Consider the following 15,550-nt stretch of genomic DNA (forward strand, 5'->3'; position numbering starts at 1 on the left):
CCCTCGTGACTGCAGCTCGCTCAGGTTCCCCCGTCCGCACCTACGTGCTGGACACCTCGGTTCTGCTCTCGGATCCGTGGGCGGTGTCTCGGTTCGCCGAGCACGCGATCGTCCTTCCGCTCGTCGTCATCAGCGAGCTGGAGGGCAAGCGTCATCATCACGAACTCGGCTGGTTCGCCCGCGAATCGTTGCGGATGCTCGACGACCTGCGGGTGCAGTACGGGCGGCTCGATCAGCCCGTGCCCATCGGAACCGAGAACGGAACCTTGCAGGTCGAGCTCAATCACACGGACCCGGCCGTTCTTCCGGTCGGCTTCCGGACGGACACCAACGACTCGCGGATCCTGGCGTGCGCCCTGAACCTCGCCGCCGAGGGCAAGGACGTCGTCCTGGTCAGCAAGGACATTCCGCTGCGCGTCAAGGCCGGCGCCGTCGGGCTGCCCGCCGACGAGTACAAGGCTCACGACGTCGTCCCGTCCGGCTGGACCGGCATGACCGAGCTCGAGGCGTCGCGCGCGACCATCGACAAGTTGTTCGCCGAGGGTGTGATCGACCTCGACGAGGCACGGGAACTGCCGTGCCACACCGGTGTCCGGCTCCTCGGCGGAACATCGAGCGCGCTGGGACGGGTCACCGCGGACAAGCAGATCCAGGTGGTGCGCGGCGAACGGGAAGCCTTCGGCCTGCACGGACGCTCCGCCGAACAGCGCGTCGCACTCGATCTGTTGCTCGACGAGAGCATCGGCATCGTGTCGCTGGGCGGCAAGGCGGGGACGGGCAAGTCCGCACTCGCGTTGACGGCCGGCCTCGACGCAGTCCTGGAACGCCGCACCCACCGCAAGGTCGTTGTGTTCCGGCCGCTGTACGCGGTGGGTGGTCAGGAACTGGGATACCTGCCCGGCAGCGAGAGCGACAAGATGGGCCCGTGGGCGCAGGCGGTGTTCGACACCCTCGACGGTCTGGCGAGCCCCGAGGTCATCGAGGAGGTCACTGCACGCGGCATGCTCGAGGTGCTCCCGTTGACGCACATCCGCGGACGGTCGCTGCACGACTCGTTCGTGATCGTCGACGAGGCGCAGTCGCTGGAACGGAACGTGCTGCTCACGGTGCTCTCCCGCCTGGGTACGGGTTCTCGCGTGGTGCTGACTCACGACGTGGCGCAGCGCGACAACCTGCGGGTGGGTCGCCACGACGGTGTCGCCGCCGTGATCGAGAAGCTCAAGGGCCACCCCCTGTTCGCCCACATCACGCTCACACGATCCGAGCGTTCGCCCATCGCTGCACTGGTCACGGAGATGTTGGAGGAATTCGGGCCCGCCTGAGTCCGGGGTAGGTAGTCGAGGTAAGTGACGGGGGAGCTCATGTGACGCGTCCCTGATTCCGCGCGGGACTGTCGGGACGATCACTGGAATCGGTCCCGAGCAGGTCGGATCGTTCGGTGACCCCGTCACGTGCCGTTATGCTGCTGTGATGCCGAAGAGTGACCAGGACCTGTTGAGTGAGCTCGAAGTCGACGCCGCGCAGGCGCTGCAGAAGCACATCGACGCCGCGCAGGACTGGCAGCCTCACGAGTACGTGCCGTGGGACTCGGGCAGGAACTTCGCGTTCCTCGGCGGCGAGGACTGGTCCGCGGACCAGGTCACCCTGGGCGACGTCGACGTGCTCGGCGCCACCGTCGGGGTGTTGCTCGCGGACAACCTGCCCGAGTACCACCGCGACCTCGCGTTCGCGCTGCGCAGCAACGACACGTGGTGGAAGCTCCTCGGACGCTGGACCGCCGAGGAGTTCCGGCACGCCATCGTCCTGCGGAACTACCTGATGACGACGCGTGCGGTGGACCCCGTCGAACTCGAGCGCGTGCGCATCGAGCACATGACGTCCGGATACTCGGCACCGTCGCTGCACGTCCTGCACATCCTGGCCAAGTTCGCCCTGGACGAGCGTGCTGCGACCGTCCGCCATCGCATGTCGGCGTCGGTGGCGCAGGATCCGCTGCTCGCGAGCATCTTCGATCGCATCGCCCAGGACGACGACCTGCAGACCACGCTGTTCGTCGACCTGGTGAATGCCGCCATCCGCGTCGACGCCGACGGCGCGATCCGAGCCATCGCCGACACCGTCGCGTCGTTCGCACTGCCGTCCGTCGAACTTCCCGGCCGTGGCAACAGCACGGAGTTGCTCGCCGAGGCAGGGCTGTACGACAGCACGGTGCAGCGCGACCAGGTCGTCGCTCCTCTGCTCGAGGCATGGAACGTCTTCGGACTCGAAGGCCTGGGTGAGGACGGACTCGCTGCCCGCGCCGAGCTGAACGCGGCGCTCAGCACAGCATCCTGATCACCGGGTGATGGCGAAAGCCCCCACCTCGATGGGCTGACCGGCACCGACGAAGTACACGGTGCCGTTCCACCGGTTCGGGTTCACCGCGTCCTGCGTCATTTCGTCGTGGAACACGGCGCCGAAGGCGGGGGACAGCCGGGAGTAGTCGACGTGGACCACGTCGCCCCCGCCCGCGATGCTCGGCGCGCGGTAGACGTCACCCGGAATCGCGTTCACGCCCAGCAACCGGTTCACGGTGGTGTCGCCGGTGATGGTCTTGCCGTCCCAGAGCGGAACGGGCGCGCCCTGCGGTGTCGTGCCGATGTAGACACCGTCCGGAACGGGCCCGGCCGACGCGAGGGCCGGTGCGGCCAGTGCTGCGCCGACCGCAGCGGTGGCGCCGATTATTGCTACTGCAGTTCGTCTCATGAGCCGAGACGATCCCCCTCCGAACCCCCTACCACGTGCGTTTCGCACGCAGTAGGGGGAAATCGGGGGAGTCGGATCAGTCCTGGACCTTCGCCATGGCGAGAACGTCGAGCCGCTTGTCCAGCTCGGCCTCGGACAACTTCTCGGGAACCAGACCACGCTCGAGGACGACCTCGCGGATGGTCTTCTTGTCCTTGAGTGCCTGCTTGGCGACGGCTGCCGCCTCCTCGTACCCGATCGCACTGTTGAGCGGGGTGACGATGGACGGCGAGGACTCCGCCAACTGCTTGAGGTGCTCCTCGTTGGCGACCAGACCGTCGACGCACTTGTCGACGAACAGACGCGAGACGTTGGCGAGGAGCGTGTACGACTCGAGCAGGTTGCGCGCCATCATCGGGATGTAGACGTTGAGCTCGAAGGCACCGGCTGCACCGCCCCAGGCGATGGCGGCGTCGTTGCCGATGATCTGCGCGGCAACCTGCGTGGCGGCTTCCGGCAGCACCGGGTTGACCTTGCCGGGCATGATCGAACTGCCGGGCTGCAGGTCGGGGAGACTGATCTCGCCGAGACCGGTCAGCGGGCCCGATCCCATCCAGCGGATGTCGTTGGCGATCTTGGTCAGCGACACGGCGATGGTGCGCAGTGAACCGGACGCCTCGACCAGGCCGTCACGTGCGGCCTGTGCCTCGAACGAGTTCTTGGCGGGTGTCAGGGCATCGACACCGGTCGACTTGACCAGCTCGGCCACGACCTTCGGTCCGAAACCGTCGGGTGCGTTCAGACCGGTACCGACAGCGGTGCCGCCGATGGGCAGCTCACCGAGACGGGGCAGGGTGGCCTCGACGCGCTCGATGCCGGCTTCGATCTGCCGCGCGTAACCGCCGAACTCCTGTCCGAGGGTGACGGGTACCGCGTCCATGAGGTGGGTGCGACCGGACTTGACGACGGTCTTCCACTCGGTGGCCTTGGCCGCGAGTGCAGCGTGCAGGTACTCCAGCGCGGGGATCAGGCTGGTGACGGCGGCTTCGGTGGCGGCCACGTGCGTCGCGGTGGGGAACGTGTCGTTGGACGACTGCGACATGTTGACGTGGTCGTTGGGGTGTACGTCGACGCCGGCGTTCTTCGCGATGCTCGCGATGACCTCGTTGGCGTTCATGTTCGAGCTGGTGCCCGACCCGGTCTGGAACACGTCGATCGGGAACTGGTCGTCGTGCTTGCCGTCGGCGATCTCGCCGGCCGCCGCGATGATGGCGTCGGCCTTGTCCGCGTCGAGGAGCCCGAGGTCCTTGTTCACCTGGGCGCACGCTGCCTTGAGCAGGCCCATCGCACGGATCTGGGTGCGCTCGAGCGGGCGGCCCGAGATGGGGAAGTTCTCCACCGCGCGCTGGGTCTGCGCACGCCAGAGCGCGTCGATCGGGACGCGGACCTCACCCATGGTGTCATGCTCGATGCGGAACTGCTGATCGTTGTCTGTCATGTACCTCGTGCCTCGAGTCGGTGGTGGGAAATTCGGGAGTGCGCGCGTCAGAAGGACGGGACGGCGCCGGAGGTGTCGCCGTCGAAGTCCACGGAGGAATACTCCCGCAACTTGTTCAGCTGGTGGTACGCGTCGATCATGCGCACGGTGCCGGACTTGGAGCGCATGACGATGGACTGCGTGTACGCGCCGCCGCCGGAGTAGCGGACTCCGCGCAGCAGGTCGCCGTCGGTGACGCCCGTCGCGGTGAAGAAGACGTTCTCGCCCGACACGAGGTCGGTGGTGTTGAGGATGCGATCGAGGTCGTGGCCGGCATCGACGGCCTTCTGGCGTTCCGCGTCGTCGGTGGGGGCGAGGCGGCCCTGAAGTGCTCCACCCATGCAGCGCATGGCTGCCGCGGCGATGATGCCCTCGGGGGTGCCACCGGTACCGATCAGGATGTCGGTGCCCGAATCGGGACGAGCGGCCGCGATGGCGCCGGCGACGTCACCGTCGGAGATGAGGCGGATGCGTGCACCCGTGTCGCGGATCTGCTGCATCAGCTCGAGGTGGCGGGGCCGATCGAGCACACACACGGTGACGTCCGAGGACGACCCCTTCTTGATCTTGGCGATGCGCGCGATGTTCTCGGCCACGGGAGCGGTGATGTCGATGGCGTCGGCGTAGTCGGGGCCGACGGCGATCTTCTCCATGTAGAACACGGCGGACGGGTCGAACATGGCGCCGCGCTCGGCCACTGCCAGAACGGAGATGGCATTGGGCATGCCCTTGGCCATCAGCGTGGTGCCGTCCACGGGATCGACGGCGAAGTCGACCTCCGGACCGTTGCCGTTGCCCACCTGCTCGCCGTTGTAGAGCATGGGCGCTTCGTCCTTCTCGCCCTCACCGATGACGACGACTCCGCGCATGGAGACCGAGCTGACCAGCTGACGCATCGCGTCGACCGCAGCGCCGTCGCCGCCTTCCTTGTCGCCGCGACCCACCCAGCGACCGGACGCGAGCGCCCCGGCCTCGGTGACGCGGACGAGCTCGAGAGCCAGGTTGCGATCTGGCGCCATGTGCGTGGGACTGTCTGTGCTGGCCGTCATGTGACTGCTGCCTCCTGGCGCGTGGCGCGGTCCGCAGCCCGTGTCGGGGCGTCGTCCGCACCGGATGAACATCGACTCGGGCGAAAAGACTCGTCGTGATTGTCGCACTAGCGGCATGGCTGCGGACTCTCGGGTGAGCCGCCGAACTGCAGGGATGGCGGGCACCGCCGCGCACGGTGCGATACTGGAGTCGTGGCCGACAAGAAACCCAGGATTCTGCAGAACAACAAGGACATGGCTTGGTCCCTGATCCCGCTGCTTCTCGCGTGCCTGGTGATCGCGGCCATCGCCGGACAGTGTTCGCTGCGTGTCGGCGGCCCGGAAGCGGGTGAGGTTCCTCGCATCGACGTCGGTGCATCCCTGCAAGCCGACGCGAACGCGTTGCCGTTCCCCATCCGTCAACCGCAGGTACCCGCGGAGTGGATTCCGAACTCCGCGAGCAGGCCCCCCGTCACCGGGTCGGGGTCCGACGCCAGCACCGTCGGGTACGTCACCGGCGCGGGCAGCTACCTTTCGCTCACTCAGAGCGACGCCACGGAGGACGAGTTGGTGCGTTTCAAGGCCGACAGCTCGCAGGTGTCCGCCGGCGGCGCCGAGACCATCGCGAACGTCAACTGGGTCGTGTACGGAAACGACGCGACCGAGCCGTACTGGGTCGCGGATCTGGGCGATGCGCGCGTGCTGGTGACCGGATCGGGATCGCAGGACGAGTTCGTCGCGCTGGCCACAGCTGTCGCGTCGGCAAAGGTTCTCGCTCCCCGCTGAGCGCGGTCAGTCCTCGTCGCGCGCCAGCGCCTTCTCGATGCGGGTGCGCGCGCCGGCCAGGTGCTCCTCGCAGCGGGTCGCGAGCGCCTCGCCGCGCTCCCACAGCGCCAAGGACGCGTCGAGGTCGAGGCCGCCCTGCTCGAGCAACTTGACCACGTCGACCAGTTCGTCCCGCGCGTCTTCGTATCCCAGGTCGGTAACCGGCGTCGTCTCGCTCATGGAGCCCATTGTTCCCGACTGCTCCGACAGACTCGTCAGGTGGAGCCGCTGCGACCCATGGCGACGGCGGTGACGGCGCCGTCCGCGACACGGATGCGCAGTTGAGTGCCCGGCGCCACCTCCTCGACGGACCGCACCACCTCGGGATCCGATCCGGCGACGACCCGCTGCACGACCGAGTACCCGCGAGCCAACGTCGCGGCCGGTCCGAGCGTCGTCAGCCGGGCCCGCATGTGTCCGACGGCCGTGCTCTCCCCGGCCACCGCCCGATCGACGTCCCGGCGGACGACGCGGCGCATCTCGGAGATCTCCGCGTGCCTACGGTCGATCGCGGACAGGGGATCGGCGAGGACGGGACGTTGCCGCATCTCGTCGAGTGCCCGCGTCTCGCGTTGCACCCAACTCCGTAGCGCGGCGGCGCTGCGACTCCGCAGTTCGCCGATCAGCTCCAGTTCCGCGACGGCGTCGGGAACCACCAGCTTGGCGGCGTCGGTGGGAGTCGCGGCGCGCAGATCGGCGACGTAGTCGCTGAGGGGTCTGTCCGGCTCGTGTCCCACGGCGCTCACCACGGGTGTGGTCGCCACGGAGATGGCCCGACACAGAGCCTCGTCGGAGAACGGCAGGAGGTCCTCGACGCTGCCGCCGCCGCGGGCGAGCACGATGACGTCGACCGCGGGGTCCTTGTCCAGTTCGGCCAGCGCTCGCACGATGCCGGGCACCGCGGACGGCCCCTGCACAGGCGTGTTGCGAACCTCGAACGTCACGGCGGGCCATCGGCGCTGCGCCACGCTCAGCACGTCGCGTTCGGCTGCGCTCGCCCGTGCGGTGATGAGGCCGACGGTCCGGGGCAGGAAGGGGAGGGGGCGCTTCAGACGCGGATCGAAGAGGCCTTCGGCGGCGAGGAGGGCTCGGAGCCGTTCGATGCGTGCAAGCAGTTCACCGACGCCGACTGCGCGAATCTCCGTGGCGCGCAACGACAATGTCCCGCGACCGGTGAAGAACGACAGCTTGCCGTACATGATCACGCGCGCGCCCTCGACCAGCTGCACGGGGGAATTCTGGATCAGCATCGGCGAACAGGTGACCGACAGCGACATGTCCGCCGACGGATCCCGCAGAGTCAGGAACGCAGTTCGAGTCCCTTGGCGCACCGAGATCTGCGTGATCTGGCCCTCGACCCACACGCTTCCCAGCCGGTCGATCCATCCGGCGACCTTCGTGGCCACCGTGCGAACCGGTAGGGGGTTCTCGGCCGTACTCGAGGGGGCGGCGGACGGGGAAGAGGTCACTTGGCGCGGGCGGTGGTGATGCGATTCTCGAGCATCGTGCGGTACGGAGCGCGGTCGGCCGAGGAGACCTCGTAGTCGAGGAGCGACGACAGATCCTCCACGGACAACGTCCGCAGCCGGGCACGCAGCTGCGCCAGCGTCAGCGCGTCGTAGTCGAGGTATTCCACGATCTCGGGCGCCTTCGTCGGAGCTGTGGCCAGCACGGGACCCGGCCCGGCGTCGACGGACTCGATCTCGGACGGGGGAGTCGAGTACAGCGCGAAGCGTCCCGCGGGGGCACCGGGGTCGGGCACGTCGATCTCGCCCGTCATGTCTCCGACCGGCTCCGGTTCGGTCGAGAGCGGTTCGGACCTCAGCGGCACGTCGGTGTAGCGGCCGGGAAGCCCGTCGTCGTCCTCGTCGAACGTCGCCCAGGACGCCGTCTCCTCCGGGCGAGCTCCGATCAGCGAGAACACCTGGTCGCCCTTGATTGCCAGCTCGGTCACCGTCTGCTGGAGCCGCATCGCGGTCTGCAGGACTTCGCTGACCGCCGTCATGGGCAGGGAGATGGCCGTGGTGGGCAGACGTCGCGCTTCTTCGACGACGGTCACGGCGATCCCGAGCGCGACGCGGGCTGCGAACGGAGGACGAATCATGGTCCCAGAGTGCCCCACGGCGCGGCTTTTTCCCAGTCGACGTGCGCGGGAAGCGCCGGCGACTCCGCACCACGTATCCTCGTGATATGTCTTCGGCTGTTCCCTCGTCCTCTGCCACCGCGTCCTCGGCGATCCCCCTCGACCTGGGAATCGCGCGTCCGACCGTTCCCGGGAAGGCGTACGACGGCCCCAAGCGGGTCCTGCTCGCCGAGCCGCGCGGCTACTGCGCAGGCGTGGACCGCGCCGTCGAGACCGTGGAGAAGGCACTGGAGAAGCACGGTGCGCCGATCTACGTGCGCAAGGAGATCGTGCACAACCGCCACGTCGTCGACACGCTGTCCGACCAGGGAGTGATCTTCGTCGACGAGACCGACGAGGTGCCGGACGGCGCCCTTCTCGTATTCTCCGCGCACGGTGTCTCACCCGCGGTCCACGAATCCGCTGCCGCCAAGAACTTGCGCACCATCGACGCGACGTGCCCGCTGGTGACCAAGGTGCACCAGGAAGCGAAGCGGTTCGCCCGCGACGACTTCGACATCCTCCTCATCGGCCACGAGGGGCACGAGGAGGTCGAGGGCACTGCAGGTGAGGCACCCCAGCACGTGCAGGTAGTCGACGGTCCGGACTCCGTGGACGCCGTCACCGTGCGCGACGAGAACAAGGTCATCTGGCTCTCCCAGACCACGCTCAGCGTCGACGAGACCATGACCACCGTCGCGCGACTCCGGGAGAAGTTCCCCAACCTGCAGGATCCGCCCAGCGATGACATCTGCTACGCCACCCAGAACCGGCAGGTGGCGGTGAAGGCTATGGCGCCCGAGTGCGACCTGGTGATCGTCGTGGGTTCCACCAACTCCTCGAACTCGGTCCGCCTCGTCGAGGTCGCCCTGGCTGCCGGCGCGCGCGCGAGCTACCTGGTCGACTACGCGAAGGACGTCGACCTGTCGTGGCTCGACGGTGTCCGCACCGTCGGCATCACGTCCGGCGCGTCGGTTCCCGAGGTGCTGGTACGCGGTGTGCTGGACCTGCTGGAGAAGCACGAGTACACGGACGTGAAGTCGGTGACCACCGCCAACGAGACGTTGGTCTTCTCGCTGCCCCGCGAGCTGCGGTCCAGCAGCCGGGTCTAGAACTCAGTCCCGGTCGCGGTACCGCACCTGCGGCGCGGGGTACGGAGACAGATTCTCCGCACCCGTGCGTCGCGGTTCGTAGCCGGTCGGCCGGGTGTACCCGGGATCTTCACGGGGAGCCTGGGGCCGTTCGCGCCGAGTGCGATCGTGACGGGGTTCGCTCGCGGTGTCCCTGACCTCCGGGCGAGCCCTACGCCGTTCGCCGGATCGGGTGCGCGGGCTCTCGTTGCGCGGCGTTGCTGCGCGCTGATCGGTCGTGGGCCGAGCCTTGGCCGCGGACTTGGCCGCTGCCGGGCGGGACCGCGGTGCGGGCTTCGAGATGGGGCTCGGCCGACGATCGAGTGCGAGTCGCGCCCCGCCGACTCCCAGCACCAGCAGTGTGGTCAGCAGCATCAGCGGGAAACGGTCCACCAACGGGACCGCCACGTTCAGTACGACGTCCTTGATGGACGTTCCCGCATCCTCGGTGGTGAGCTGGTACGCGAGGGGTACGCCGAGGAACATGATGATCGGCGGTTGCACCATGGCCGTGAACAGGCCGCGATGGCGGACCACGACGACGGCGATGAGCGACCCGAGAACGTAGAGCACAGCGAAGGTGGACGAGAGTTCGCCGACGCGCATGGCGTCGACGAGGAAGCCGAGGACAACTGCTCCTACCGCGACCGCGACGGCGCCCCATGCGGGGATGCCGGGTACCGAGGGCAACGCGGAGCGTTGGTCGAGAGGCACTCCCGATCGTGCGCGTTGACTAGTGGACACACTGCGAGATTAGCGTTGATTCACGCCGTTGCGTCGTCGGCATGCCCGCGACACCACTACGGAGTGATCCCCGTCGCGGTCGTGGACATGGTGCGCGGACGCTGATCGACCGGGGTGACGTGCGGTGGTTCCCCCTCGAACAGCGACATCTCGTGCAGTTTGCGCGCGGTCACGAACACGCGGGTGTCCAGGGAACCGGCCGCCGCATTGAACGAGTCGACGGCCTTTCCCAACTGGGAACCGAGGCGATCGACGTGCGCTCCGACCGTTCCCAGTCGTTCGTAGAGTTCGCGTCCCAGCACGCGCACCCGCGCCGCGTCCTCCGCGAGGGCATCCTGTTTCCACGTGAAGGCGACGGTGCGCAGCAGGGCGATCAACGTGGTCGGCGTGGCCAGGACCACATTGCGGGAGAACGCGTGCTCGAGAAGCCCGCGGTCGCGGGTGAGCGCGGCATCGAGGAACGGATCGCCGGGGACGAAAAGGACGACGAACTCGGGAGACGGGTCGAAGGACCGCCAGTACCTCTTGTCGGCCAACTGATCGACGTGGGTCCGCAGGTGCTTCGCATGACGCTCGAGGTGTCGATCGATGGTCTCCGGGTCCTGTTCCGCGCTGGCGTCGAGGAACGCCACGAGCGGCACCTTCGCGTCGACCACGATGCTCTTGCCGCCGGCCAGCCTGACGACGAGGTCGGGACGGACACCGTCGGCGGACACCTGCGTGTCGAAGTCGCAGTGTCGTGTCATTCCTGCCAACTCGACCACCCGTTCGAGCTGGATCTCACCCCATCGACCGCGGATCTGCGGCGCACGCAGTGCGGTGACCAGCTGATCGGTCTGCGACGCCAACTGCCGCGAGGCGCGGTGCATGCCGGCCACCTGCTCGGACAGACCGGCATAGGCATGCACCCGATCGCGCTCGACGACCCTCACGTGCTCCTCCAGCGAGTCGACCGCATCGCGGAGAGGTTCCACCAGATGCGAGACCTGCTGGCCGATGGCGCCCGAGTGCCGACGCGCCGAGTCCTCGTTCAGCAGCGACAGGGAACGCCGCAACGTCTCCTCGTTGTCCGCGGAGACGGCGAGGCGCTCACCGGCGCGGGCGAGCTCCACCTCGCCCCGGGCGGCGCGTAGCCACCAGCCCAGCGCGATGCCGAGGAGAAGGGTGACGAGGACTGTCACGGCAGTGATGGCGGTCATGGGGCTCACTATGAACCGAGGCACCGACACACCTTCGCGCCGAGCAACTTTGTCGTAGGCCTCCGTTAGCGTCGGCGACATGAGAATCCTGCACACCTCGGACTGGCACATCGGGCGCACCTTCCACGGTGTCGACCTGCTGGCCGATCAGCGGCGTGCGCTCGAGGCCGTCGCCTCCATCGTCGCGGAGAATCAGGTGGACGTCGTCGTGATTCCCGGAGACATCTACGACCGTGCCGTTCCCAGCGCCGACGCCGTTCGGTTGTGCAACAGGGCGTTCGAGGCAATCCGTGACGCGGGCGCCGTTATCGTCGCGACGTCGGGCAACCACGATTCCCCTGCGCGCCTCGGGGCGGGCTCCGCGTTCGCCGCGGCCGGTGGACTGCATCTGTTCACCACCGTCGATGCCGTCGATCGGCCCGTCGTGCTCTCCGACGAGCACGGAGAGGTCGCGTTCTACGGAATTCCCTACCTGGAACCGGATGCCACGCGGACCCAGCTCGGAGTTCCCGACGCGCGTTCGCACGCCGCGGTTCTCGCGGCGGCCATGGGTCGCATCGATGCGGACCTCGCCACGCGTGACGCGGGAACTCGGTCGGTCGTGCTCGCCCATGCCTTCGTGATCGGCGGCGAGGGTACGGGTTCCGAGAGGTCGATCTCCGTCGGCGGCGTCGAGACGGTGCCGGCGTCCACCTTCTCCGGAGTCGACTACGTGGCGCTGGGCCACCTGCATTCCCCGCAGACCATCGACGACCACATCCGGTACTCGGGGTCTCCGCTGCCCTACTCGTTCGGGGAGCGCTCACATCGCAAGGCCGCGTGGATGATCGACATCGACGGGCAGGGACACCGCGTCGTCACGCGGATGGAGCTTCCGATCGTCCGCGGCCTCGCCGTCCTCGAGGGCACCCTCGACGAGCTGTGCGAATCGGAGGAGTTCGAATCGTACGTGGGCCAGTACATCTCGGCGGTGCTGACCGATGCGGTGCGCCCCGTGGACGCGATGCGTCGCCTCCAGGGCCGATTCCCCCATGCGGTACACCTGGAATGGAAGCGGCCCCCGGGAGTCGATTCCGGCCGGTACCGGGACAAGGTGGTGGGGCGTACGGACAGTGCCGTCCTGACCAGCTTCCTGTCCGATGTGCGCAGCGAGCCGACGCCGACCGAAGCGGTGCTCCTCGGCAGTGCCGTCGAATCGGTCTCTGCGCAGGATGATTCGTCGACCGCGGCGCCGGACGTCGAGTGGATGAGATCGGCATGAGACTGCACTCGTTGTCCGTCACCGCATTCGGTCCGTTCGGCGGCACCGTGGAGGTGGACTTCGACCAGCTCGGCGCCGACGGATTGTTCCTGCTGCACGGTCCCACGGGTGCGGGGAAGACGTCCGTTCTCGATGCCGTCGCGTTCGCGCTCTACGGCGTGCTTCCCGGTTCCCGACGCGAGAACAAGAGGTTGCTGTCCGACCACGCTGCACCCGGGGTAGCCCCGCGCGTGGAGCTCGAGGCCACCCTCGGGGGCCGCAGGCTCACCCTTGTCCGGCACCCGGAGTACCTGCGCCCCAAGCTCCGCGGAGTCGGGACGACGAAGCAGAACGCGAAGGCGACGCTGACGTGGCACGACGGCCGCAGCGAGAATCTGTCGCGAATCGACGAGATCGCCCTGGAAGTGGAGCGCCTCCTCGGCATGCGCGTGGATCAGTTCTTCCAGGTCGTCCTGTTGCCGCAGGGCGACTTCGCGCGGTTCCTGCGCGCGAAGAACGAGGACCGAGGGGCGCTGCTCGAGCAGTTGTTCGACACCGACCGCTTCCGAGACATCGAGACCTGGTTCCAGGAGCGACGACGCGAGAGTGCCGAACGTCTGGCGGGCAAGTCCGCGTCGTTGGACAGGATCGCTGCGCAGATTGCGAGTGCGGCGGGGGAGCCGTTGTTCGTCGGTACCGACGTCGTCGAGTGGGCGACGGACCTGCTCGACGTCGCCCGGAAGGACGCGTCGACACGGTCGGAGGAGTTACGGGAAGCCCGTGCCGATCACGAGGTACGTCGCCTGGCAGCGAGGGATGCGCATCGCCGTCGGGACGCACGGGATCGTGGGGTTACCGCGCAGGCTCGGCTGGCGGCCCTCGACGCCTCGGCGGCCGAGCGAGCGGCGATGGCGACTGAACTCGACCACGCTCGGCGCGCCGACGACGTGCGCCGGCACGCGGAAACGGCGGAGCGAGAGCGTCGCCGTGCCGATCTCGCGGCCACCGCTCTCACGCGAGCGGAAAGCGCTGCCTCTCGCACCGACGCCGCATCGTTGCTCCAGGTGTTGTCCTGGCCCCCGGCGCCGACGGACTCGGAGACGCTCGACGCCGCGGTCCACCGGTGGAGCGGCGAGTGCGCGGTACTCGACAGTGTCGCGGCGGACGAGGCTGATCGTGCTGCAGCGCAGCGTGATCGAGGCCGAGCCGTGGCGCTCGTCGATACCCTCACGGACGAGCTGGAACGCCTTCGTGCTCGCGTGGCCGCCGTACCGGCGGAGCGCCTGACCCTCGACGCCGAGCATCGGGACAGCGTCGCCGCCGCCGCGTCGCTGGAGAGCCTCGAGGCTCGTCATCGGAGCGCTGTCGACGCGGCGACCGCTCATGTCGAACTCGTGCGCTGCACGGAGCGTCTCGCGGCTGCGGTCACCGAGTTCGACCGCCTGCGCGAGAGCCACGCGGAGCTCAGAACTGCCTGGCTCGCCCTTCGCGAGCGTCGTCTCGACGGCATCGCCGCCGAGTTGGCCGGTGAGTTGGTGGACGGACAGCCGTGCGGGGTGTGCGGGGCGACAGAGCACCCGGCGCCCACCAGCAGCGGTCCGGACCAGGTCAGCAAGACCGACGAGGACCGTGCGCTCCGACGGGCCGACGAGGTCGAGGCGCACAGGGTCTTGGCCGAGACCGTCGTGCACCGGCTGCGGCGGGAGAAGGACGAGGTGGCGGCACGGTGTGCCGACAGGTCCGCGGCGGAGTTGACGGCGGATCTGGACGAGGCGACGACGGCCGTGGAATCAGCGCGTCGATCGGCGGGTCGTCTCGCGCGCCTCGATGCCGCGCGTGACGCCCTCGACGCGGAATTGCACGCGCTCCATGCGCGCATCGGAACGGCGTCGGCAGAACTGGCCGCGGCGGGGGAGCGGATCGCCTCGCTCGACCGCCGGATAGCGGAGACGACGGCGCGCATCGCATCGGCGGTGGGCGAGTCCGGCAGCGCGGTCGCACGACGCACGGCCGTCGACGCCGCGATCGCCGCGACGAAGACGCTCCGAGATGCTCGTCGAGACGCGGACGCCGCGCACCGCAGCGCCTCCTCCGCGGACGCGGACGTCGCGATCGTGGCGGAACGGCAAGGTTTCGGAAGCGCCGCCGAGGCGCTGGCCGCGGTACGTGACGCAGCGCGGTGCACTGCTCTCGAGAAGGCGTTGCAGGAGGCCGACCGGGAGAGGTCGGCTCAGGCCGCCGTTCTGCTCGAACCCGTCGTGGTCGAGGCGATGTCGGGGGATCCCGTCGATGTGGCACCCGTCGACCGCGCCGAGGAGGAGTCGCGTGCACGTGTCGATGCGGCCGTCGCGGCCGACAGTGACGCGGAAGGACGGCGCCGCACGCTGCAAGGCCTGGTCACCGAGCTGTGGGCGGCCTCCGACGTGCTCGGACCGTTGCGACTCGAGCATCGCGAACTGGAGAACCTGGCCGACGTGGTCGCCGGGCGAGGCCAGAACTCGCGGAAGATGTCGTTGCGGTCCTACGTCCTGGCCGCTCGACTCGAGGACGTCGCCACGGCGGCGTCGGTGAGGTTCCGGCGGATGTCGGAAGGCCGATACGAGTTCGTGCATTCCGACGAGGTGGGTCCGCGCGGTACGCGGGGCGGACTCGGGCTGGACGTTCGCGACGACTACACCGGCGTCGTGCGGTCGGCGGGCACGCTGTCCGGGGGTGAAGCGTTCTGCGCGTCACTGTCGTTGGCGCTCGGTCTCGCGGATGTCGTCGCCGCCGAGGCGGGCGGAGTCACCCTCGACACGATGTTCATCGACGAGGGATTCGGCAGCCTCGACGCGGGGTCGCTGGACGCGGTGATGGGAGTGCTCGACGAGCTGAGGTCCGGGGGTCGCACGGTGGGCATCGTCAGCCACGTCGACGAGATCCGCGACCGGGTGCCCTCTCGCCTCGAGGTCATCCGCGAACGTCACGGATCATCGGTGCGGGTGCACGCCGCGGTGTGACG

14 protein-coding genes are annotated in these 15,550 nt (G+C 68.6%); 6 read left to right on the forward strand and 8 right to left on the reverse strand.

All coding sequences use genetic code 11. The features are described from left to right. The first annotated feature begins 5 nt into the window (after positions 1-5). The gene (locus tag AC0IX4_RS15850) at positions 6-1,322 is read left to right on the forward strand and encodes a PhoH family protein (RefSeq protein WP_056069682.1); all 1,317 of its coding nucleotides are present in this window, start codon (positions 6-8) and stop codon (positions 1,320-1,322) included. Between the two features lie 148 nt (positions 1,323-1,470). Then, a complete protein-coding gene (locus AC0IX4_RS15855) occupies positions 1,471-2,334 on the forward strand; it encodes an acyl-ACP desaturase (RefSeq protein ID WP_471829820.1) in 864 nt (287 codons plus the stop codon). Here the strand turns inward: AC0IX4_RS15855 and AC0IX4_RS15860 are convergent, their stop codons facing one another. The 3 genes from AC0IX4_RS15860 to glpX all read right to left on the reverse strand — a co-directional run bounded on the left by AC0IX4_RS15860 (position 2,335) and on the right by glpX (position 5,310). After that, a complete protein-coding gene (locus tag AC0IX4_RS15860) occupies positions 2,335-2,745 on the reverse strand; it encodes a hypothetical protein (RefSeq protein ID WP_471829822.1) in 411 nt (136 codons plus the stop codon). 76 nt (positions 2,746-2,821) lie between these two features. Then, positions 2,822-4,222: a class II fumarate hydratase gene (locus tag AC0IX4_RS15865; protein WP_042573599.1), complete on the reverse strand. Its 1,401-nt coding sequence runs from the start codon at positions 4,220-4,222 to the stop codon at positions 2,822-2,824. Positions 4,223-4,269: 47 nt separating this feature from the next. After that, on the reverse strand, positions 4,270-5,310 hold the full coding sequence (glpX, locus tag AC0IX4_RS15870) for a class II fructose-bisphosphatase (RefSeq protein WP_042573598.1): 1,041 nt from the start codon (positions 5,308-5,310) through the stop codon (positions 4,270-4,272). A 192-nt stretch (positions 5,311-5,502) separates the two neighbouring features. Between glpX and AC0IX4_RS15875 the strand changes: the two genes are divergently transcribed. Further along, positions 5,503-6,075, forward strand: a complete 573-nt coding sequence (locus AC0IX4_RS15875) for a DUF4245 domain-containing protein (RefSeq protein ID WP_082518000.1) — start codon at positions 5,503-5,505, stop codon at positions 6,073-6,075. 6 nt (positions 6,076-6,081) lie between these two features. On the opposite strand, the gene AC0IX4_RS15880 is transcribed toward AC0IX4_RS15875, so the two are convergent. Genes AC0IX4_RS15880 through AC0IX4_RS15890 form a run of 3 tightly spaced genes read right to left on the reverse strand, consistent with a single transcriptional unit; the run spans position 6,082 to position 8,218 of the window. Beyond that, on the reverse strand, positions 6,082-6,294 hold the full coding sequence (locus AC0IX4_RS15880) for an exodeoxyribonuclease VII small subunit (RefSeq protein WP_056072510.1): 213 nt from the start codon (positions 6,292-6,294) through the stop codon (positions 6,082-6,084). Between the two features lie 35 nt (positions 6,295-6,329). Continuing rightward, a complete protein-coding gene (gene xseA / locus AC0IX4_RS15885; RefSeq protein ID WP_471829824.1) occupies positions 6,330-7,583 on the reverse strand; it encodes an exodeoxyribonuclease VII large subunit in 1,254 nt (417 codons plus the stop codon). Beyond that, entirely contained in the window at positions 7,580-8,218 is a 639-nt protein-coding gene (locus tag AC0IX4_RS15890; RefSeq protein WP_471829825.1) for a lipid droplet-associated protein, read from the reverse strand. The genes xseA and AC0IX4_RS15890 overlap by 4 nt, the downstream gene beginning before the upstream one ends. Before the next feature lie 86 nt (positions 8,219-8,304). Here AC0IX4_RS15890 and AC0IX4_RS15895 point away from each other — a divergent pair, with 86 nt between their 5' ends. Then, the gene (locus AC0IX4_RS15895; protein ID WP_471829827.1) at positions 8,305-9,348 is read left to right on the forward strand and encodes a 4-hydroxy-3-methylbut-2-enyl diphosphate reductase; all 1,044 of its coding nucleotides are present in this window, start codon (positions 8,305-8,307) and stop codon (positions 9,346-9,348) included. Between the two features lie 3 nt (positions 9,349-9,351). Here the strand turns inward: AC0IX4_RS15895 and AC0IX4_RS15900 are convergent, their stop codons facing one another. Together AC0IX4_RS15900 and AC0IX4_RS15905 are read right to left on the reverse strand one after the other, a co-directional pair. Then, entirely contained in the window at positions 9,352-10,110 is a 759-nt protein-coding gene (locus tag AC0IX4_RS15900; RefSeq protein WP_471829828.1) for a DUF6542 domain-containing protein, read from the reverse strand. Positions 10,111-10,166: 56 nt separating this feature from the next. After that, positions 10,167-11,309: a DNA recombination protein RmuC gene (locus AC0IX4_RS15905; protein WP_042573592.1), complete on the reverse strand. Its 1,143-nt coding sequence runs from the start codon at positions 11,307-11,309 to the stop codon at positions 10,167-10,169. A 79-nt stretch (positions 11,310-11,388) separates the two neighbouring features. Here AC0IX4_RS15905 and AC0IX4_RS15910 point away from each other — a divergent pair, with 79 nt between their 5' ends. Next, on the forward strand, positions 11,389-12,570 hold the full coding sequence (locus tag AC0IX4_RS15910; protein WP_471829830.1) for an exonuclease SbcCD subunit D: 1,182 nt from the start codon (positions 11,389-11,391) through the stop codon (positions 12,568-12,570). Further along, positions 12,567-15,548, forward strand: a complete 2,982-nt coding sequence (locus AC0IX4_RS15915; protein ID WP_471829831.1) for an AAA family ATPase — start codon at positions 12,567-12,569, stop codon at positions 15,546-15,548. The genes AC0IX4_RS15910 and AC0IX4_RS15915 overlap by 4 nt, the downstream gene beginning before the upstream one ends. Positions 15,549-15,550: the final 2 nt, after the last annotated feature.

The organism is Rhodococcus sp. AC861 (assembly GCF_979256035.1).

Coding starts and splice junctions, on each gene's coding strand:
- AC0IX4_RS15880 (WP_056072510.1), bottom strand. CDS start 6,294: ATGAGCGAGACGACGCCGGTTACCGACCTGGGATACGAAGACGCGCGG.
- AC0IX4_RS15905 (WP_042573592.1), bottom strand. CDS start 11,309: ATGACCGCCATCACTGCCGTGACAGTCCTCGTCACCCTTCTCCTCGGC.
- AC0IX4_RS15865 (WP_042573599.1), bottom strand. CDS start 4,222: ATGACAGACAACGATCAGCAGTTCCGCATCGAGCATGACACCATGGGT.
- AC0IX4_RS15860 (WP_471829822.1), bottom strand. CDS start 2,745: ATGAGACGAACTGCAGTAGCAATAATCGGCGCCACCGCTGCGGTCGGC.
- AC0IX4_RS15915 (WP_471829831.1), top strand. CDS start 12,567: ATGAGACTGCACTCGTTGTCCGTCACCGCATTCGGTCCGTTCGGCGGC.
- AC0IX4_RS15855 (WP_471829820.1), top strand. CDS start 1,471: ATGCCGAAGAGTGACCAGGACCTGTTGAGTGAGCTCGAAGTCGACGCC.
- AC0IX4_RS15895 (WP_471829827.1), top strand. CDS start 8,305: ATGTCTTCGGCTGTTCCCTCGTCCTCTGCCACCGCGTCCTCGGCGATC.
- AC0IX4_RS15890 (WP_471829825.1), bottom strand. CDS start 8,218: ATGATTCGTCCTCCGTTCGCAGCCCGCGTCGCGCTCGGGATCGCCGTG.
- glpX (WP_042573598.1), bottom strand. CDS start 5,310: ATGACGGCCAGCACAGACAGTCCCACGCACATGGCGCCAGATCGCAAC.
- AC0IX4_RS15910 (WP_471829830.1), top strand. CDS start 11,389: ATGAGAATCCTGCACACCTCGGACTGGCACATCGGGCGCACCTTCCAC.